The organism is Streptomyces sp. NPDC107538, from assembly GCF_055657445.1.
The window spans coordinates 882299-902415 of sequence record NZ_JBVKAY010000004.1 but is presented as its reverse complement, the minus strand read 5'-3'; the positions used below and the strand labels follow the sequence as shown (position 1 = coordinate 902415).

Here is a 20117-nt window from a genome sequence, read left to right as displayed (position 1 = left end):
CGCAGTTCCCCGCGCCCCTTAAGGGCCTACGGCCCCTTCGGGCTGAAAAGCATGGGGCGCAGCCCCTGCTTTTCAGGGGCGCGGGGAACTGCGCGACCAGCCCCCACGCACCCGCACCCGAAATCGAACCCCTACGGAACCCTCACCCACCGCGCACCGCTGGGCGCCCCCGCGTCATCCGTCACGAACAGCATGTACCACCCCGACTGCACCAGATTCCGATTCTTCGGCACGGTCACACTGATCCGGTCCCCCGTGACCTCGAAGTCCACCTCGATCGACTTCTGGTCCACATCCGTCACATGCGTGGACGCACTCGGCCGGATCAACCGCGCCGACTCGATGGACGCCCCGTGCCGCGTCCCGAACACCGCCTTCCCGCCGCGCGCCACCGTCTTCGGCCCACCCGTCAGCGTCGGTTGCGCGTCCTGGAAGAGATACGGCGGCGTATAGATCTCGATCCGCTGCTCGAACTCCCCCGGCTTGGTGTTGGCCTTGTCGGCGTAGAGGGAGTCGGAGCCGAAGAACACGACCCGCCCGTCCGGCAGCAGGATCGACCCGGAGTGGTAGTTGCGGCCCACCAACGGGTCGGCCACCCGCCGCAGTTCACCCGTCTTCGCGTCGTAGAGCCGCGCCTCCAGGATGTTGGAGTCGCCGCGCCCCCGGTAGTCCTCGGAGCCGCCGGAGATGAGGACCGTGTCGTCGGGCAGGATCGAGGCCTGCGGATAGCGCGTGCCCTTGGCGAGTTCCGGCCCGTCCACGAACCTCGGCTTCTCGGCCAGCAGATCGATCAGCCGGGTCTTCCTGCTGGACCGCTCCGACTCACCGACCCCGCCCCCGCCGATCACCATGTACTTCTCGTCCTGCGCCGGAGGCAGCAGCACGGTCCCGGCGGTCTCCAGCAGCTTGCCGTCGCTCATCCCGGGGAGCTTGGCGAACTTGTTGGTCTCGAGGTCCCAGATCCCGGGGTCGCGCCCGATGTCGTCCGGCCCGTACCCCGCGTTCGCGCCCGAGTAGAACAGCTTGCCGTTCTGCATCAGGGAGATCGCCGGGTACGTCGGGAACTGCTGCTCGTCCTTCGTGTACGTCCACTTCCTGGTCCCGGGGTCGTAGATCTCGTTCTTGCCCGGGACCAGCTGACCGATCTCGTCGAGGCCGGACAGCGACAGGACCGTGCCGTCCGACAGCGTCGTCAGCGTCGGGTACCAGCGTGCCTCGTTCATCGGGTCGACCTTGATGTACTTCTCGGCGACCGGGTCGAACTCGTAGGCGTCCTTGATCCCTTGGAAGTCCTTCTTGTCCAGGGCGAGCTTCTGCGCGATGCCGTACGTGTTCCGCGCGTCCTCACCCGTCAGACCCTTGACCTTGTAGTTGTCCTCCGTCCCCGTCTCGTACTTCTTGCCGCGCCGCTCGGCCTCGACGTAGGCGCGCGCGATGCCCGGCTTGTTGCCGGTGAACTTGCCGGTGTCCGGGTCGAAGGTCTTGACGGCCTTCTTGAGTTCGACGGTGTCCTTGAGGACGAACGTCCTGCCGTTCGCCTTGCCGACGAACCGGGTCCCCGCCTTGAGCTTCATCCCCTTGTCGGGGTTCTCGTTGTGGATGATCATCAGGCCGCCGGCCTTGGTGACATCACCCTTCAGCTTCTCGTAGCGCTTGGTGCCGCCCGCGATCAGCAGATTGCCGTTGGACAGCTGGGTGTGCCCGGTGCAGAACAGGTCGGCCGGTGTCGGTACGCGCTCGATGGTCTGCGCGACCGGGTCCCAGAGGCGGGTGTCGAACTTCTTCTTGTCGAAGTTGTCGGCGTCGTTGCCCGAGCCCGCGATCAGCAGGATCTTGCCGGTGTGCAACAGGGCCGCGTGGATGGTGTTCTGCCGGTACTCCTCCGGGAACTCCACGACCTGCCAGTGCCCGTTGGCCGCCTTGTACTCGGGTCTGTTGATCTTGTAGTCGTGGTACCTCTCGGTGGCGACGCGATACACCCACGGCCCGTTCGTCGCGGCGAGCGCGAGGACCACCGCCGCGCCGATCGCGAGGCGACGGGCGCGGCGGCGGCCTGCACGGTCCTTCATTCCTTACGTCCCCCCGCTCCACCGCGTCCGCCGAGTCCACCCAGGGCGATCTGCATCGTCTGGTCGCTACCCCCGCCGCCCGACCCGGACGCCGCCCAGCTCGGCTTGTGCTGGGGAGCGTGAGGCGCGGGTGGGGCGTGCGGTGCGTGGGGTGGCGCGAACGGGGCGGGAGCCGCCTCGGGCGGCGCCACCATGGACCCCTGGAGCTCGGCCGCGGCGGCGGCCTTCTTCTTGTCCTGGCGCAGCATGTAGCGCCAGGCGACGATGGGGAGGGCGGTGATCATCATGGCGAAGGTGGCCCAGATGATCATCGCGGGGTGCGAGTTGCCGAAGACGAACCCGGCGGCGATCGAGGCCCCGAAGATGACGATGAAGTACCAGTGGTACCGGAAGGTGCCGAACCACCGGTCCGGGCTCGCCGAGTCCCCCTTGGGCGTGACCACGAACTTGCTCTTGCGGCGCAGCGCCGAGTCGACCAGCGCCTTCGCGTAGAGCGGCGCGGACAGCGCGGACATCACCATGCCGGCCACCCCGCCGGAGCCCTCCGGCTCGTGCGGGGAGACGTTGTGCCGGCGGTTCCAGACGTACAGGCCTATCTGGAGCGCGGACGCGTTGCCGTAGAGCATCAGCCACACGGTCGGATCGATGTTCACCCCGGACGCCCCGAGGCCCAGGAACAGGGCGCAACTCAGCGCCGCCAGGATCCAGTTGAGGGCGGACATCGGGTAGAAGATGATCATCATCGTGTAGTTGAAGAGCTTGCTCGGCGGCAGCGAGTACCAGCCCTTCCAGTACTGCTTGAGGATCGTCTCGTAGGTGCCCCGCGACCAGCGCATCTGCTGGGTGAAGAAGTCCGTCCAGGCGCTGGGCCCCTCACCCACCGCGAGGACGTCCGGGGTGTACACCGAGCGCCACTTCTTGCCCGTCGCCGGGTTCTTGTGGCGGTGGATCTCGAAGCCGGTGGCCATGTCCTCGGTGATCGAGTCGTACAGCCCGCCGATCTGCTTGAGCGCCTTGATCCGTACGGCGTTGGAGGTGCCGACGAACATGGGGGAGCCGTACTTGTTGCCGGCGCGCTGGATCAGCGCGTGGAACAGGAACTGCTGGGACTCGGCGGCCTTGGTGACGAAGTTGTCGTAGTTGCCGTACACCTGGGGGCCGATGACGAAGCCGATGTTCGGGTCCCGGAAGAAACCGAGCATCCGCTCCAGGTAGTTGGGCAGCGGGATGTGGTCGGTGTCGACCGAGGCGAAGAAGTCGTAGTCGTCGCCGTGCGCGTCCAGCCAGGCGTTGTAGTTGCCGTGCTTGGTCTTGGCGCGGTGGGGGCCCTTGGGCTGGTTCCACTTCGCGATGCCCTTGCGGGAGAAGTGGTGCACGCCCAGGCGCGCGCAGACCGCCTTCACATCCGCGTCGTCGCCCTCGTCGAGCAGCCAGACGTGCAGCAGCCCCCGGTGCCGGAGCCTGACCGCGGCCTCCAGGGTCTTCGTCACCATCTCCAGCGGCTCCTTGCCGGGCACGAAGGAGGTGAGGAAGGCGACTCTGGTGCCGGTCTCGGGCACCACCGGGACCGGGTCGCGGGCGACCAGGGTGGCGTGCGCGTTCGACAGCACGTTCATACAGCGGAAGAACTCGATCAGGCCGATCGAGACCAGCATGACCAGGTCGAGGGCGGGCAGGAACTCGTACTCGACGTAGTCGCGCTTGGTCCAGTGCTCCTGCTGCAGCAGCCAGGCCAGCAGGACCAGGGAGAGCAGGGGTGCGGCCGCCAGCATCAGGGCGACCCGCAGCCGGTGCGGTTCCTGGGAGATCAGCGAGCGGTACTGCACCCGGTAGGGCTTGGTCGGGTCGGGCTGGGTCAGTGGGCCGGCGAGCCGGCTGTAGTGCTCGTAGTCGTATCTGGGAAGTGTCTTCTTGAGCCTGCGAAAAGCTCCGGTCCGGTGCGACGGCACCTTGAGCTGGGTCGTGTCGGACGGGTCGTGGTTATGCCGGGCGCCCGTCGGCGTCGACGTCATGAGTCATCCCCCCGCACACACATCGAGTGTGTGTTCGTCGTAATTCCATCCGATTAGGTCCCCCTCGACCGTTACGGACGCATCAGTGGGCCATCGTCACCATGTGATCTACACCATGAGGACACGGCACGACGGCCATCCGGTTGCATTGATGCCCCCTCGGCATCTTTTGTTCCTGAGTGCGCGCATCGCGCCAGGGTTCTACGGCGCGAAGCTTGATCACAAGATGTGAAACGCGCTGTTTACCGGTCATACGCCGTTATTGGGGCATCTCCACATGTCACCACATACGGAAGAGGCCCCTCGCGTTTACCTCCCGCGAGGGGCCTCTCCGATGGTGCGCCGCCAGGGACTCGAACCCCGGACCCGCTGATTAAGAGTCAGCTGCTCTAACCAACTGAGCTAGCGGCGCGCGAGAAGAACTTTACCGGAGGGGCGGGGGTGCTCCCGACCACGGACCGGGTCTCGGCGCCCGGGGCGCCCCTGTGCGCCGCGTGTACATCATTCGGACCGTCAGCATGCGACATGGGACGACCGTTGAGAAACTGACCGGCGTGCAGAAGCGTGGAATTCTTCGGTCGGTTCGCGAGGGGAATCGCATGGGGACTCCGGTATTCGAGGAGATCGATCCGGGAGGCGACTGCGAATGCCCCGGTTGTGTCCACTGGCGGCGGGTCATGCCGTATGCGGACCGGTACGCCCATCTGAGCCACCCGGCGGCCAGAACCGCGAGGAGCGCCCTCGTCGTGGCCACCGCCGCCGGTGCCGCACTCGGCGCAGGGCATGCCGTACCGGCGGTCGCGGCGGCCCACGGACCGGTCAGCCCCGGTGCCGTTCCCGCAGGTGACGAGCCGGACACCCCCCAGGGGAAGAAGGCGCCGCTGCATGGTCCCGGGGGGCGTCCGGCGGACGGGGAGAAGCCGCCGAAGGAGGCGCGGATCCCGCCCATCACCCGCGCCGAGATCATCAGAAGGGCCAAGACCTGGATCGCGGCCGAGGTGCCGTACAGCATGCGCGCATACTGGTCAGACGGTTATCGGCAGGACTGTTCGGGGTTCGTGTCGATGGCCTGGAACCTTCCCGGGAACGAATGGACGGGCAGCCTCGACAGGTTCGCCCAGCGGATTTCCAAGGACCGGCTGGAACCCGGTGACATGCTCCTCTTCCATAATCCGAAGGACCCGCAGAAGGGCTCGCACGTCGTCATTTTCGGCGGCTGGACGGACCTCGCGGAGACCCACTACATCGCCTACGAGTCGGCCCGTCCGTACGCCCGCAGACAGGTCACTCCGTACGGGTACTGGGACAACGCGACCCGCTATGTGCCGTACCGCTACAAGGGACTCGTCGACGAGGGCGAGGGCGACCCGGACGGCGGGACGGACGCCTCCGAGGACACTTACGGCTCCGACGGCTCCGACGGCTCGGACGGCTCCGGTGCCCCCGGGGCCTCGCCGGAGCCGCCGGGTGCCGCGAAGGGCGCCGCCGGGCCGTCCGCCGGGGACCGCTTCCCGGGTTCCGGGGCGTTCGGGTCCGGCGCGCGCAACAAGTACGTCACCCGGCTCGGGCGGATGCTGGTGGAGCGCGGCGGGGCCCGCTTCTACACCGACGGGCCGGGGCCGGTCTGGTCGGACGCCGACCGCCTGGCCACCCGGGCGTTCCAGCGGGCGCAGGGCTGGTCGGGCCGCTTCGCGGACGGCATTCCGGGCCCGCTCACCTGGTCCTACCTGGTCAGCGGGCGAGGCCGGGACATCCCGCCGGCCGGGAACCCGGGCCCCGGGGGCAAGCCCGCGCAGCCGAAGCCGCCGGTGGTGCACCGGCCGCCGGGCAAGCCGGCCGCCCCCGGCGGGCACGGGGAGCCCGCCCCGCCCAGGGGTTCGATGAAGCCGAGGACGCCGAGGCCGCTCGGGACACCAGCGACGCCCGGGACACCAGCGACGCCCGGGACACCAGCGACGCCCGGGACGCCCGGGACACCGACGACGCCCGGGACGCCCGCCTCGCACGGTGTCCTCGGCTATCCCGGGCGGGGCATGTTCCGGCCGGGCGCGGACAATCCGTATGTCACCCAGCTCGGGAAGCAGCTGGTCAAGAGGGGGTTCGGCAAGTACTACGCCTCGGGGCCGGGGTCCCGCTGGGGCGAGTCGGACCGGCGGAATGTGGAGGCGTTCCAGCGGTCCCAGGGGTGGCGCGGCGGCGCGGCGGACGGCTATCCGGGCCCGGAGACCTGGCGCCGCCTGTTCTCCTGACGCCCACCCCCACCCCCACCCCCACCTCGTCCCACCCCCGTCTCGTCCCCGTCCCCACCTCGACCACTCTCACCACGGTTCTTCCTGCGCGGAGGCATGGAGGCACGTATGAGTACGACCACCTCGTCCACACCGGAGCCCGAGGGGGCCGCGCGGCCCGCCCGGCTCATCCAGAACGAGACCACCACCGAGATCCCCGTCCATCTGCTGTTCCGGGACGACCCCGCCCCCGTGGCCGTGCCCGTCACCCCCGCCGTCGTGGGCCGGCGGCGCGGCACCGGTGAACAGCCCCGGGTGCGGCCGGGGGTCGGGGCCGCGAAGCCGCGCCCCGCCGTCGAGGTCGACCCCGAATTGGTCGAGCGCCCGGCGCGGGTGGTGCCCGGGGTGGTGGGGGTGCTCGGCGGGGCGTGCGGGGTGGCCGGATGTGTCCTCACCTCGTGGTGGGCCGGGACGCTGCCCGGGCTCGCGGTACGGGCGCTCGGGCTGCCGACCGCGTACGCCGGTGCCGGACTCGGCCCCGCGCAGTGGGCCGCGTACGCCGGAGCGGGGGCCCTGACGCTGTTCGGGTTCGGCGGGCTGGCGCGGGGGCGGACCGGACGGGCCTGGGTGCTCGGGCTGTTCGGGCGCTACCGGGGGACCGTCCGCCGTACCGGACTGCTCTGGGTGAACCCGCTGGTGCTGCGCCGCCGCGTCGACGTACGGCTGCGGCACTGGCGCAGCGAGCCGATCGCGGCGGTCGACGCCAACGGGGTCGCGCTGCGGGTCGTCGTGCTCGTGACGTGGCGGGTGAGGGACACCGCGCGGGCGCTGCTCGGGGTCGAGGACCACGAGCGGTATCTGCGGGAGTGCGTGGAGGCGGCGGTCTCCCGGGTGCTGTCGCGGCTGCCGGCCGATGTGGCGCCGGGCGCGCTGGTCAGGGACGCGACGCTGCGGAACACGGAGGCGGTGGGCGAGGCGCTGACCCGGCTGGTGGCGGCGGACACGGCGCCGGTCGGGATGGAGGTGTTCTCGGTCCAGCCGACCCGGATCGAGTACGCGCCCGAGGTGGCGGCGGTGATGCAGCGCCGCCGGATCGCCGCGCTCGACGCCCAGCACCGCGACACCGTGCTCACCTCCGTCGTCGACTCGGTCGAGGACACGGTGACCCGGCTGACCCTGCGCGGCCTGGTCGAACTCGACGACTACGAGCGCAAGGCGCTGGTGAAGGACCTGACGGTGGCGTTCTATACAGGGCGCCGCGAAGTGTCCTCGTGAACCAGCACTGAACCCGTGAATTGGTATGGACATGTTCAACACGCACCCATAATCTGGGACTTGGTCTAGACCTGGAAACACCCCCACGTACTCCAGGGAGCGGCAGCATGCGCCATCACGCGCGGAACAGGACCAAGTGGTACGCGGCCGCGGTCGGCCTCGCCACCACCGGAGCGCTCGTGCTCTCCAGTGGTGGCGCCTCCGGCCACGGCTACACCGACCTTCCCGTCAGCCGGCAGAAGCTCTGTCAGAACGGCACCGTCACCAACTGCGGCGAGATCCAGTGGGAGCCGCAGAGCGTGGAGGGCCCGAAGGGCTTCCCGGGCTCAGGGCCGGCTGACGGCCAACTCTGCTCCGGCGGCAACAGCCGGTTCAACCAGCTCAACGCGTCCAGCAAGCCGGGCGGCGGCGCCTGGCCCACGACCCGGGTGACGGGCGGTCAGAACTACACGTTCCGCTGGCAGTTCACCGCCATGCACGCCACCACCGACTTCAAGTACTACGTCACCAAGGCGGGCTGGAACCAGAACCACGCCCTGGCCCGCTCCGACCTCAACCTCACCCCGTTCTTCACCGTCCCCTACAACGGCCAGCGTCCGCCGTCCACGCTCTCCCACACCGGGCGGCTGCCGTCCGGGCTGAGCGGCCACCACGTGATCCTCGCGGTGTGGACGGTCGCGGACACCACCAACGCGTTCTACGCCTGCTCGGACGTCACCTTCTGACCCCTGCGGGCATCGCTCCACCCGGCCCCGCCAGTTCTGAGCCTCTCTTGAGCTGCGCGGGGCCCCCACGCGGGTACGTTCCCCACACGCCGCCGACCAGGGGGGCGGCCGGACCTCGGGGGAGCACCATGGACGCCTTCTTCTACCTCATTCCCCTCGTCATGATGGCCTTCATCGGCTTCATGGCGTACCGCGTGCTGAGCCGCTGGATGCTGATCAGAAGGGCCTGGAACAGCGGGCTGACGGCCGAGGCGCGCTGTCTGCGGGCGTTCACGACGGTCAGCAGGGGCATGGGCGACCACAGCTCCGTGCACACCACGATCCACCATGTGTACGAGTTCACGACCCACGACGGCCGGGCCATCCGCTTCGAGGAGGAGGACGGGCCGATGACGACGGTCGAGGGCGACTTCGTCACCGTCCACTACACCGACGGCCCGGCGGTGGCGGCCACGGCGCACGGCCCCGACCAGGGGTTCAAGCAGGGTGCGGCCGGCGTCGGCATTCTGACCCTCCTCGGGGTGGCCTTCGCGTTCTGCGTCTTCTTCATGGTCACCTTCCACCAGTTCTCGACGGACCCCTCGTTCCCGACGCCGTGACCCTCCTCAACTGACGGTGCGTCAACTACCGTGCGCCGACATGGAGTCCACGAGGCGCACGGTCGCACAGCTCGTCGCCGACCGGTGGGACGACCACCGGCCCGGGCTGTGGTTCGAGGAACAGGTCCTGACCCACCACGAGGTCACCGCCCGAGCCGCCGCCCGCGCGGCCCTGCTGACCGACCTCCTGCCACCCACCGCCGAACCCCACATCGGCGTCCTCCTCGACAACACCCCTGAATTCCCGCTGTGGTTGAGCGCGGCGGCCCTCGCGGGCGCCGCCGTCGCCGGGATCAACCCCACCCGCCGCGGCCCCGAACTGGCCCGCGACATCCTGCACACCGAGTGCCGCGTCCTGATCACCGAACAGGCCCACCTCCCGCTGCTCGACGGCCTCGAACTGCCGGGCGTTCAGGTCCTGGTGACGGACAGTCAGGTCTACGCCGATCTCCTCGCCCCGTACGCCGACGCCGTGCCCGACCCCACCCGGGCCACCCCCGCCGACCGCCTCCTCCTCTACTTCACCTCCGGCTCGACCGGCGTCCCCAAGGCCGCGATCTGCTCCCAGGGGCGGCTGGCCGCGGCCGGACGGGCACTGGTGGACCGCTTCGGGGTGCGCCGGGACGACGTGCACTACGTCTGCATGCCGCTGTTCCACGGCAACGCGGTCATCGCCGACTGGGCCCCCGCCCTGGTCGCCGGGGCGGGAGTGGCCCTGTGCCGTCGCTTCTCGGCCTCCGGGTTCCTGGACGACGTACGGGCGTACCGGGCCACGTACTTCACCTACGTCGGACGGGCCGTGCAGTACGTCCTCGCCACCGCGCCCCGCCCCGACGACCGCGACAACCCGCTGCGCATGGGCTTCGGCACGGAGGCCGGGGCGGTGGACGCGGCGGCGTTCGAGGAGCGGTTCGGGGTGCGGCTCGTGGAGGGGTACGGGTCGTCCGAGGGCGGGGCGGCGATCCAGCGCACCCCCGGTGCACCGCCCGGCGCGATCGGGCGGGCGGCGCCCGGCGACGACCTCGCGGTGGTCGACCCGGAGACCCGCGAGGAGTGCCCGCCGGCCCTGCTCGCCGACGACGGCCGCCTGCTCAACGGCACTGCGGCGATAGGGGAGTTGGTCAACCGCGGCCCCAACCCCTTCGAGGGCTACTGGCGCAACCCGGAGGCGGACGCCGCCCGCCTCCACGGCGGCTGGTACTGGACCGGCGACCTCTTCTACCGCGACCCCGAGGGCTTCCTCTACTTCGCCGGCCGCACCGACGACCGCCTCCGCGTGGACAGCGAGAACCTCGCCGCCGCCGTCATCGAGAACATCCTCGCCCGGTACGAGGGCGCCGAGGCCGTCGCCGTGTACGCGGTGCCCGACCCGGTCGCGGGGGACCAGGTCATGGCGACCGTCGCCGGCACCTTCGACCCCTGCCGCTTCGCCGAGTTCCTGCTGGCCCAGCCCGACCTGGGCACGAAGATGACCCCGCGCTTCATCCGGGTCGTCCCGGCCATGCCCGTCACCGCCACCAACAAGATCCAGCGCGCCGCCCTCCGCCGCGAGGGCTTCCGCTGCCCCGACCCGGTCTGGTGGCGCCCGCCCGGGAAGTGGGCGTACCGCAAGTTCTCGGCGGTGGACGAGGCGCGGCTGGTGGCGGAGTACCGGGTGCGGGGGCGGGAGGAGCTGCTGACGAGGTAGGTGCGGGAGGTAGGCCCAGCCCTACCTCCCGCACACCCCCTGCGCGTATGGCCGCCGCCCGCCGACCCCGCCTACCGTGACCCCATGATCCGAACGGTCGTACGGGACTCGGTACGGGACGCGCTACGAGACACGCCCCGCGCGGTGGCCTATCTGCTCAGCGGTGTGCTCGTCGGCGCCCCGCTGCTGCTGGTCCTCCTGGTCCTGGGCGCCCTGGGCCTCGCCCTGACCCCGCTCCTCGTGGGCCTGCCGCTGCTGGCGCTGGCGGTGCTGTCCGGGCGGCCCGTCGGTGTGCTGGAGAGGCGGCGGCTGGCCCTCACCCGTACCCCGCCGCCGCCCGACCCGCACGCCACCCCGGCCGAGCCCGGACTCGCCGCCTGGGCCCGGCTGCGGCTGACCGAGCGGGCGACCTGGCGGGAGCTGGCGTACACGGTCCTGCTCGCGTTCGTGCTGTGGCCGCTCGACGTGCTCGTGCTGTTCGTCGCGCTGGGCGTACCCGGCGCGATGATCGGAGCCCCCGCGCAGCTGGCGACGACCAGCAGCACCAGCGGTGACGCGCGGATCGCCAAGCTCTGGCTGATCGACTCCTACGGCCAGGCCCTGCTGTGCACGGCCGCCGGAGCGGTCCTGCTGCTCGCGCTGCTGTGGCCCCTCGTCCGGTACGCGCGGGCCCGTGCCGCCCTGACCCGGCTGCTGCTCGCGCCGAGCGAGGCGGAGGCGGAACGCCGGCTGGGCGAGGTGACGCGGTCGCGGGCCCGGCTGGTCGCGGCCTTCGAGGCGGAGCGGCGCCGGATCGAGCGCGATCTGCACGACGGGGCCCAGCAGCGGCTGGTGTCCCTGAGCATGACCCTGGGCCTGGCCCGCCTGGACGCCCCGCCCGCACTGGCCGACCGGCTGGCCGCCGCCCACCGCGAGGCCGACCAAGTCCTCGGTGAGCTACGGGAGTTGATCCACGGCATCCATCCCCAGGTCCTCGCCGACTACGGCCTCCCGGACGCCCTCGCCGACGCGGCCGACCGTTCCGTCGTACCCGTGGAGGTGGATGTGGACCTCCCCCGGTTCGCCGAATCCGTCGAGTCCGCCGCGTACTTCGCGGTCCGGGAGGCGCTCGCCAACGTCGGCAGACACAGCGGGGCGGAGCGGGCGTGGATCGGCGGGCGGTACGCGGGCGGGCGGTTGCGGGTGGAGGTGCGGGACGACGGCACGGGCGGCGCCGACCCCGCGCGGGGCTCGGGTCTCACCGGGCTCGCGGACCGGCTCGCCGTGCTCGATGGGACACTGTCCGTCCACAGCCCGGCCGGCGGCCCGACCGTCCTGTCCCTGGAGATCCCGTGCCCCCAGCGCTGAAGATCGTGCTCGCCGAGGACAGCGTGCTGCTGCGGGAGGGCCTGGTCGGCGTCCTGACCCGCTTCGGCCACGAGGTCGTCGCGGCGGTCGGGGACGCGGAGTCGCTGATCACGGCCGTACGGTCGGACGCCCCCGACCTCGTCGTCACCGACGTACGCATGCCGCCCGGTCTGACGGACGAAGGGCTGCGCGCCGCCCTGGAACTACGCACGGCGAACCCCGCCCTGCCCGTGCTCGTCCTCAGCCAGTACGTCCAGCGGGCCTACGCCGCCGAGCTGCTGGACACCGGTGACGGCACCGGTGTCGGCTACCTCCTGAAGGACCGCGTCGGGCAGGTCGAACAGTTCGCGGAGGCGGTGGAGCGGGTCGCGGCCGGGGGCACGGTCGTCGACCCCGAGGTCGTACGGCAGCTGCTGCGGCGCCGGCGTGATCCGCTGGCGGCGCTCACCCCGCGCGAGCGGGAGGTGCTGGCGCTGGTCGCCGAGGGGCGGTCGAACGGGGCGGTCGCCCGCGAGCTGGTCGTCACCGAGGCGGCCGTCGGCAAGCACATCGGCAACATCCTGGGGAAGCTGGACCTGCCGCCGGCGGAGGACACGCATCGGCGGGTGCTGGCGGTGCTCGCCTATCTGCGAGGGTGATGCGAGAGGTACGCGGAAGGCCCCTCGCCGGAGCGAGGGGCCTTCTCTCTGTGCGCCGCCAGGGACTCGAACCCCGGACCCGCTGATTAAGAGTCAGCTGCTCTAACCAACTGAGCTAGCGGCGCAGACTCTGTCATCCACCCGCTTCCGCGGCTGGCGACAGAGAAAATACTACCTGGTCCGGCGGGGTGCCCTCGACCACTTAAACGTGAGTTAGATCGCCAGTGACAGCAGCACCGGCGCCGCTCCCCGGTTGAGCGTGTTCGCCGCCGCGCGCAGCCGGTGTGCGTGTTCCAGGGGGAGCGACAGGGCGAGGCAGCCGACGGCGGAGCCCGCGGTGATGGGGACGGCCGCGCAGACCGTGCCCGGCGCGTACTCCTGGAGGTCGAGGACCGGGACCGTGGCGGTCTGGGCGTCGAGCTTGCTCAGCAGCACCTTCTCGTTGGTGATCGTGTGGGAGGTGAGCCGGGCCGGGCGGTGGCGCGAGAGATGGTCGCGCCGGCCGTTGAGGTCGAGCTGGCCCAGCAGGCCCTTGCCGAAGGCGGTGGCATGGGCGGAGGAGCGGAAGTCGACCCACTCGTGGACCGCGGGCGTGGCCGGGCCGTCGGCCCAGCCGGTGACCTGGATCTCCCCGTCCAGATAGCGGGTGACATAGACGGCGGCGCCCACCGAGTCCCGCAGCCGGTCCAGGGTGTGCTGGAGCTGCTCGCGCAGGGCCTGGTCATGACCCTGGGCGGAACCCAGCCGGGCGAGAGCGGCGCCGGTGACATAGGCGCCGTCGGTGGTCTGCTCCACATATCCCTCGCGACGCAGCATCCGCAGGAGCGCGGTCAACCGCTCGCTGTCGACACCGGTGCGACGGGCGATCTCGGCGTCGGTGACGCCACCTGCGTGCCGCGCCACCGTCTCCAGGACGCGCAGGGCGTCCTGGGCCGAGTGGTACGGCGCGGTCGGCTCGTGCTTGAGCGCCACGGTTTCCCCCTGCGCTTCTCGGGCCGTTTTTCGGACAGCTTGCCGAGTCCCACGATACGGCCCAAGAGCCGTACGTGGAGGGGTTGTTCGCGAGAAAATCCCGGTACCCCCGGGCCTCCCAACTGCCGGACCAGCACTCTGACATATGCCAAAGGCATGGCCCGGCGGGCGGACCTCGGATGTTCCCACGCGTTCAGCCGTTCACTGGCCGTAGTCAGTTGACGGCGCCGAGGAATTCGCGCGTACGTTCGTGTGAGGGGTCGCCGAAGATCTTCTCCGGGCTGCCCGACTCGATCACCTGGCCAGAATCGAACATCAGAACCTGATCCGAGATGTCCCGGGCGAAGTTCATCTCGTGGGTCACACAGAGCATCGTGATGTCGGTGGTGCGGGCGATGTCCCTGAGCAGGTCGAGGACGCCCGCGACCAGCTCGGGGTCGAGCGCCGACGTCACCTCGTCGAGGAGCAGCACCTGCGGGCGCATCGCCAGCGCCCGCGCGATGGCCACCCGCTGCTGCTGCCCGCCGGAGAGCTGGCTCGGGTAGGCGTCGCACTTGTCGGCGAGCCCCACCAGGTCGAGCAGTTCGCGGGCGCGCGCCTCGGCCTCGTCCTTGGAGAGCCCGAGGACGGTGACGGGCGCCTCGGTGATGTTCCTCAGCACCCTCATGTTCGGGAAGAGGTTGAACTGCTGGAACACCATCCCGATGTTCTTGCGGACCTCACGGCACTGCTTGTCGCTCGCCGGGAACAGCCGCTGTCCACCGACGGTGATCGTCCCGTCGTCGGGCTTGGTGAGGGTCATCAGCAGCCGCAGGATCGTCGTCTTGCCGGAGCCGGACGGGCCGATCAGGGTGACGTGCTTGCTGGCCTCGACCGAGAAGTCCAGCCCGTCGAGGACGGTGGTGCCGCCGAATCGTTTGGTCACGTTCTCGAAGCGGATCAGCTCACTCGTGTCCGCCACACGCCTGTCGGGCGACTCGGGTTGCTTCATCAGCGGGGTGTCAGCGGACAAGACGACGCTCCAGGGTTCGCAGAAGGAGGGAGGCCAGATAGGAGATGAGGATGAAGGCCACCCCGATGACGGTCAGGGGCTCGGTGAAACGGAAGGTCTCCTGCGCGTAGAGCCGGGCCTCGCTCAGCATCTCCGGGACCGTGATCACCATCAGGATCGGTGTGTCCTTGAGCATCGAGATCACGTAGTTGCCCAGCGCGGGCACCACACGGCGGACCGCCTGCGGCAGGATCACCACCGTCCAGGTGCGCCGCACCGGCAGGTTCAGCGCGGTGGCCGCCTCCCACTGGCCCGCGGGCACCGCCTCGATACCGGCCCGGTAGACCTGCATCGTGTACGTCGAGTAGTGCAGCCCGATCGCGAAGACGCCCGTGGTCAGCGCCGAGAAGGTCAGCCCCCAGGCCGGTAGCACATAGAAGAGGAAGAACAGCTGGACGAGCAGGGGAGTGTTCCGGACGAACTCCGTGACCACCCCCACCGGCCAGCTCACCCAGCGGGTCGGCGTCCGCACCAGCAGCGCCCACACCAGCCCGAGCAGGAAGGAGACGACCGAGCCCAGGGCCAGTGCCTGGAGGGTGACCAGCAGGCCGTCCCAGAAGTGCGGCAGGAAGTCGGTGACCGCGTTCCAGTCCCAGTTCATCACGCACCACCTCCGGCGCTCGCACCCTCGGCGACGCGCACGGGCGCCACGGCCTTCTTCACCGGGGCCTTGCCGACCCCGGCCTTCAGCCGCCGCTCCAGCAGCCGCATGCCCCGGGTGAGCAGGAAGGCGATCACGAAGTAGATGAGCAGCAGATACGTGTAGATCTCCACGCTCTCCTGCAGCGCCAGCCGTACCAGACTGCCGCTGAACGCCAGGTCACCCATGCCGATGACCGACACCAAGGCCGTGCCCTTGAGCAGTTCGACGACCAGATTGGCGAAGGGCGGGATCATCTCCGGGACCGCCTGCGGCAGCAGGATCAGCCGCATTCGCTGCCACGGGGTGAAGCTCAGCGCGATACCGCCCTCGCGCTGCGCCGGATCCACGGCGGTCAGGGCGCCGCGCACGATCTCGGCGCCGTACGCCCCGTACGTCAGCCCGAGGGCGAGGACGCCCGCCCACATCGGGACCAGCTGCCAGCCGAAGGCCAGCGGCAGCACGAAGTACACCCAGAAGATCATGATCAGTGCGGAGGTGCCGCGGAACACCTCGGTGTACAGGCCCGCGACGAAGCGGACGAGCCACCGCCGGTGGGTGCGCGCGATCCCCACCACGAACGAGACGACCGTGGCCAGCAGCGCGCCGAGGACCAGCAGTTGGATCGTGACCCAGACGCCGCGCAGGACCAGTTCCCAGAGCCCCTGTGTCATGCGCGACAGAGCTCCTTCGTGGTCAGGTCGGTCATCTCGACCTTGGTGAAGCCGAAGGGCCGCAGGACGCGCAGCAGTTCGCCGCTCTCCTTCATCTTCCGCAGCTCCACGTTGAAGGCGTCCCGCAGCCGCGTCTCGGCCGGCCGGAACGCGAAGCCCGCGCCGTCCACCCGCGGCTTGCCGTCGACGAGCGCGGCGAACGGCTTGGTCGCCTCCGTCGTACGGGACTTCTTGACCACCTCGCGGGTGGTCAGCGACGTCCCCGCGAACGCGTCGACCCGGCCGGCCTCCACGGCGTTCAGCCCGGCCACCTGGTCGGGCACGATGACGATGTCGCTCTCGGAGTACCCGGCCTCGACGGCGTGCGCGATCTGCGCGTACCCCGACCCGGTGGCGAACCGGGCCTTGGCACGGATCACGTCCTCGTAGTCGTTCAGCCCCTTCGGATTGCCCTTCTTCACCACGAACGCGTCCAGCATCTGGTGGTCGGGCTCGGAGAAGATGACCTCCGCACAGCGCTCGGGATTGATGTACATCCCGGCGGAGACGACATCGAACTGCTGGGAGTTCAGCCCCGGTATGAGCGAGCCGAACTCGGTGGGCACGGGCTGCACCCGCTCCACCCCCAGCCGCTTGAAGACGACCCGGGCCACTTCCGGCCCCTCACCGGTCAGTTGCCCGTCGGTGTCGATGTAGCCGAACGGGATCTCTCCCGCGATACCGAGCCGTACGACGCCCTGCGCCCGCAGCCGGTCCAGCAGCTCACCCCCCTTCGTGGCGGAGGCGGTGGCCACCCGGCTGCACCCGGCGGCGCCCAGCGCGCCGGCTGTGGCGAGCGCGGAGGCGCCGACGAGCAGCGCCCGGCGGCTGGGGTCGCGTGTCTTCCCGGTTCTCCCGGAGGTCTTCGTTGCTGGAGCCATGGCCGCGCGGCTACCCGACCCGATGGGATGTATTCACGCCACCGCCGGTGCCTTCACGCCCCCTGCACACACCCGGCCGGCCTCGAATGTGCCCCTCAGGCGCCCTTGACCGCGCCCGCACCATGGAAGACATGACCGACCGCTACATAGAGATCTCCCTGCTCAAGCGCCAGGTCGTGTGCCGGGCGAAACTCCTCGACGACCGCGCGCCGCGCACCTGCGCCGCGGTCTGGGACGCCCTGCCGCTCTCCGGCGACGTCTACCACGCCAAGTACGCCCGCAACGAGATCTACGCCCTCTTCCCGCCCTTCGCCGACCGCGAGCCGCCGCTGGAGAACCCCACGGTCACGCCCATCCCGGGCGACCTCTGCTACTTCTCCTTCGCCGGTACGGAGCTGGCGACCAGCGCGTACGGGTACGGCGAGGGGGTCCGCCCCGGGACCACCCTCGTCGACCTGGCCCTCTTCTACGAACGCAACAACCTGCTGCTCAACGGGGATGTCGGGTGGGTGCCGGGCATTGTCTGGGGGCAGGTGGTGTCGGGGCTGGAGGAGATGGCGGAGGCGTGTGGCGATCTGTGGCGGGCGGGGGCGCGGGGGGAGTCCCTTTCTTTCAGGCGCGCCGCATAGTTCGGGGGGTGCGGATTCGTCGGCGGGTGCGGGTCCGGTGGGGGCTGGTCGCGCAGTTCCCCGCGCCCCTGAAAGATGAAAAGCATGCGGCGCAGCCGCTGCTTTTCAGGGGCGCGGGGAACTGCGCGAGAAGCCCCACCGGACCCGCACCCGACAACGCACCCCCTACCGCCCCGGCGAAGCCACCCCCGCAACCCCCGCCTCATACAGCGCATGCCCCACCCGCAACACCAGATCGTCCCGATGCCGAGCCGCCACCACCTGCAACCCCACCGGCAGCCCACCCCCGTCCACCCCCACGGGAACACTCGCCGCCGGCTGTTGCGTCAGGTTGAAGGGGTACGTGAACGGCGTCCACCCCGTCCACCGCCGATGCCCGGAACCCCCCGGCACCTCCACCCCCGCCTCGAACGCGGTCACCGGCAACGCGGGAGTCACCAGCACGTCGTACCGCGCATGAAACGCCCCCATTCGCCGCCCGAGATCCATCCGCACATCCACCGCGGCCAGATAGTCCAGCGCGGACAACCGCGCCCCGAGCCCCCGGATCTCCCGCAACCCGGGGTCCAGCATCTCCAGCTGCCCCGCCCCCAGCCGCTGCGTCACCCGCGCCGCCCCGCTGAACCACAGCGTGTGGAACGCCTCCACGGGATCGCAGAAGTCGGGGTCGGCCTCGGTGACGTACGCCCCGAGCCCGGCGAGCCCCTCCACGGCCCGCCGCACCGCACGGGCGACCCCCGGCTGGACGGCCACCTGCCCGCCCAGCGAGGCCGAGTACGCGACCCGCAGCCCCCGCACCCCACCCGCGAGCGCGTCCACGAAGGACCCGGACACCGGACCCAGCCCCGACCAGTCCCGTGCGTCCGGCCCGGAGACGACGTCCAGCATCAGCGCGGCGTCGGCCGCGTCCCGGGCCAGCGGCCCCACATGCGCCAGCGTCCCGAAGGCGCTCGCGGGATACAGCGGCACCCTCCCGTACGTCGGCTTCAGCCCGAACACCCCGCAGAACGCGGCCGGGATCCGCACACTGCCACCCCCGTCCGTGCCCAGCGCCAGCGGCCCCGCCCCCAGCGCCACGGCCGCCGCGGCGCCCCCGCTGGACCCCCCGGCCGTACGCGAGAGGTCGTACGGATTCCGGGTCACCCCGCTCAGCGGCGAGTCGGTGACGCCCTTCCAGCCGAACTCAGGTGTCGTGGTCTTCCCCAGGAAGACGGCCCCCTGCTCCCGCAGCCGGGCCACGGAGGGCGCGTCCTCGTCCCAGCTCCCGTTCACGGAGATCGTCCTGGAGCCCTTCAGGGTGGGCCCGCCCCGCATCAGCAGGATGTCCTTGACCGTGACCGGCACCCCGTCCACCGCCCCGGCCGGCTCCCCGCGCCGCCAGCGCTCCTCCGACTCCCGCGCCTGCCCGAGGGCCGCCTCGGCGTCGATCCGCACGAACGCGTTCACGTCCGGCTGCACCCGCTCGGCCCGGTCCAGAGTCTCGCGAGCGACGTCCACCGGGCTGAACTCGCCCTTGCGGTACCCCTCGACCAGTCGTACGGCGGACAGTTGCGTCAGCTCCGACATCCGGCCCCCTCCAGGGAGTTCAGTGCCCGGGCACGTACCCGCGCTGCTTGTCGACCACGTTGGGCAGCGGCTTTCCCGCCTCCCACAGTCCGAACAACTCCACGAACTGGGCGCCGAGTTCGTCCCGCCACCCCACCGTGTCCCCGCTCATGTGGGGCGAGACGATCAGCCCCGGCACCTCCCACAGCGGATCGTCCGGCCCCAGCGGCTCACGCTCGAAGACATCCAGCGCCGCCCCCGCGATCCACCGCTTGCGCAGCGCCTCGACGAGCGCGTCCTCCACCACGAGCTGCCCACGCCCCACATTGACGAACCGCGCGGAGGGCTGCATGACCCCGAACCGCCGGGCGTCGAACATGCCGTACGTCGCCTCCGTCAGCGGCGCGGCCGCGATCACCCAGTCGGCGCGGGCCAGCAGCCGGTCGAGTTCCTCGGGGCCGTGGACCCCGGCCCGCGCGGTCCGCCCGACCAGGGCCGTATGCAGACCGAGGCTCTTGAGGGTGCGGACGACGGCCCGCCCGATCGGCCCGGAGCCGACCACGCACGCCCGGCCGCCCGCCACCCGCAGCGCCTCCCGGTGCCGCCACTCCCGCCGCCCCTGCAACTCCCAGCTGCGCGGCAGATCCTTGGCCATGGCGAGGACGAGCGCGGCGACGTACTCGGCGATCGGCGCCTCGAAGACGCCCCGCGCGTTCGTCACCACCGTGTCCTCGTCGGCGACGAGTCCGGGACCGAGGAGATGGTCGACGCCCGCGCTCGCGGTGTGCACCCAGCGCGGCCGGGGCCCGCCGCCCGGCCAGACCTTCCGCACCGCGTGGGAGGCGAAGTCCCACACCAGCAGCACATCGGCGGACGGCAGCCGCTCGGCCAGGGTCGAGGCGTCGGCGTACTCGACCGTCGCCCGACCGGTGAGCCGACCGAGCCGGGGACGCGGCTCGGTGTCGAGGACGAGGAGATGCGGACGCTGGGACGAGGTCATCGGCGGGGCCCCCGGGGCGGGACGTGGGCGTAGGAGATGCGTGTGACATGCACTGATTGACCACGCTCGCACCCGAACCTACCTTCGTCAACACGGACTTGCGCAC

General features: G+C 70.7%; 17 protein-coding genes and 2 tRNA genes. 8 read left to right on the top strand and 11 right to left on the bottom strand.

The genetic code is table 11. The features are described from left to right. Positions 1-131 precede the first annotated feature (131 nt). The 3 genes from glxA to ACZ7MG_RS18420 all read right to left on the bottom strand — a co-directional run bounded on the left by glxA (position 132) and on the right by ACZ7MG_RS18420 (position 4493). Complete coding sequence (gene glxA, locus ACZ7MG_RS18430; protein WP_471396933.1) at positions 132-2069, bottom strand: radical copper oxidase GlxA; 1938 nt, start codon at positions 2067-2069, stop codon at positions 132-134. Next, positions 2066-4081 (bottom strand): glycosyltransferase family 2 protein, encoded by a 2016-nt coding sequence (locus ACZ7MG_RS18425; protein ID WP_471396936.1) that lies wholly within the window; start codon positions 4079-4081, stop codon positions 2066-2068. Before ACZ7MG_RS18425 ends, glxA begins: the two co-directional genes overlap by 4 nt. Positions 4082-4416: 335 nt before the next feature. Next, positions 4417-4493, bottom strand: a tRNA-Lys gene (locus ACZ7MG_RS18420). 187 nt (positions 4494-4680) lie between these two features. Here ACZ7MG_RS18420 and ACZ7MG_RS18415 point away from each other — a divergent pair. The 7 genes from ACZ7MG_RS18415 (at position 4681) to ACZ7MG_RS18385 (ending at position 12580) form a co-directional block, all read left to right on the top strand. Continuing rightward, positions 4681-6330, top strand: coding sequence for a peptidoglycan-binding protein (locus ACZ7MG_RS18415; RefSeq protein WP_471396939.1), 1650 nt, complete (start codon positions 4681-4683; stop codon positions 6328-6330). A 108-nt stretch (positions 6331-6438) separates the two neighbouring features. Then, on the top strand, positions 6439-7584 hold the full coding sequence (locus ACZ7MG_RS18410) for an SPFH domain-containing protein (protein ID WP_471396941.1): 1146 nt from the start codon (positions 6439-6441) through the stop codon (positions 7582-7584). 107 nt (positions 7585-7691) lie between these two features. Continuing rightward, positions 7692-8309: a lytic polysaccharide monooxygenase auxiliary activity family 9 protein gene (locus ACZ7MG_RS18405; RefSeq protein WP_471396944.1), complete on the top strand. Its 618-nt coding sequence runs from the start codon at positions 7692-7694 to the stop codon at positions 8307-8309. 128 nt (positions 8310-8437) lie between these two features. Further along, positions 8438-8908 carry a hypothetical protein gene (locus ACZ7MG_RS18400; RefSeq protein ID WP_471396947.1) on the top strand — a complete coding sequence of 157 codons (471 nt, stop codon included), beginning with the start codon at positions 8438-8440 and terminating at the stop codon, positions 8906-8908. Between the two features lie 40 nt (positions 8909-8948). After that, positions 8949-10595: a long-chain-fatty-acid--CoA ligase gene (locus ACZ7MG_RS18395; RefSeq protein ID WP_471396950.1), complete on the top strand. Its 1647-nt coding sequence runs from the start codon at positions 8949-8951 to the stop codon at positions 10593-10595. Positions 10596-10679: 84 nt separating this feature from the next. Next, the gene (locus tag ACZ7MG_RS18390) at positions 10680-11942 is read left to right on the top strand and encodes a sensor histidine kinase (RefSeq protein WP_471396952.1); all 1263 of its coding nucleotides are present in this window, start codon (positions 10680-10682) and stop codon (positions 11940-11942) included. Beyond that, positions 11927-12580 (top strand): response regulator, encoded by a 654-nt coding sequence (locus ACZ7MG_RS18385; protein ID WP_471396955.1) that lies wholly within the window; start codon positions 11927-11929, stop codon positions 12578-12580. Before ACZ7MG_RS18390 ends, ACZ7MG_RS18385 begins: the two co-directional genes overlap by 16 nt. 51 nt (positions 12581-12631) lie before the next feature. Here ACZ7MG_RS18385 and ACZ7MG_RS18380 read toward each other — a convergent pair. The 6 genes from ACZ7MG_RS18380 to ehuB form a co-directional block, all read right to left on the bottom strand. Beyond that, positions 12632-12705, bottom strand: a tRNA-Lys gene (locus ACZ7MG_RS18380). 88 nt (positions 12706-12793) lie between these two features. Then, positions 12794-13552 carry an IclR family transcriptional regulator gene (locus ACZ7MG_RS18375; RefSeq protein ID WP_471396958.1) on the bottom strand — a complete coding sequence of 253 codons (759 nt, stop codon included), beginning with the start codon at positions 13550-13552 and terminating at the stop codon, positions 12794-12796. A 214-nt stretch (positions 13553-13766) separates the two neighbouring features. Continuing rightward, entirely contained in the window at positions 13767-14543 is a 777-nt protein-coding gene (gene ehuA, locus ACZ7MG_RS18370; protein ID WP_471396973.1) for an ectoine/hydroxyectoine ABC transporter ATP-binding protein EhuA, read from the bottom strand. A gap of 10 nt (positions 14544-14553) precedes the next feature. Continuing rightward, entirely contained in the window at positions 14554-15204 is a 651-nt protein-coding gene (gene ehuD, locus ACZ7MG_RS18365; protein WP_471396961.1) for an ectoine/hydroxyectoine ABC transporter permease subunit EhuD, read from the bottom strand. Continuing rightward, positions 15204-15917, bottom strand: a complete 714-nt coding sequence (gene ehuC / locus ACZ7MG_RS18360; protein ID WP_471396964.1) for an ectoine/hydroxyectoine ABC transporter permease subunit EhuC — start codon at positions 15915-15917, stop codon at positions 15204-15206. Before ehuC ends, ehuD begins: the two co-directional genes overlap by 1 nt. Continuing rightward, positions 15914-16837 (bottom strand): ectoine/hydroxyectoine ABC transporter substrate-binding protein EhuB, encoded by a 924-nt coding sequence (ehuB, locus tag ACZ7MG_RS18355; protein ID WP_471396967.1) that lies wholly within the window; start codon positions 16835-16837, stop codon positions 15914-15916. The genes ehuC and ehuB overlap by 4 nt, the downstream gene beginning before the upstream one ends. Before the next feature lie 131 nt (positions 16838-16968). Here ehuB and ACZ7MG_RS18350 point away from each other — a divergent pair, with 131 nt between their 5' ends. Continuing rightward, on the top strand, positions 16969-17466 hold the full coding sequence (locus tag ACZ7MG_RS18350; RefSeq protein ID WP_471396970.1) for a DUF3830 family protein: 498 nt from the start codon (positions 16969-16971) through the stop codon (positions 17464-17466). A 165-nt stretch (positions 17467-17631) separates the two neighbouring features. Here ACZ7MG_RS18350 and ACZ7MG_RS18345 read toward each other — a convergent pair whose 3' ends face one another. Together ACZ7MG_RS18345 and ACZ7MG_RS18340 are read right to left on the bottom strand one after the other, a co-directional pair. Continuing rightward, entirely contained in the window at positions 17632-19032 is a 1401-nt protein-coding gene (locus ACZ7MG_RS18345; RefSeq protein WP_471397017.1) for an amidase, read from the bottom strand. A 19-nt stretch (positions 19033-19051) separates the two neighbouring features. After that, entirely contained in the window at positions 19052-20011 is a 960-nt protein-coding gene (locus ACZ7MG_RS18340) for a D-2-hydroxyacid dehydrogenase (RefSeq protein ID WP_471397015.1), read from the bottom strand. Positions 20012-20117: the final 106 nt, after the last annotated feature.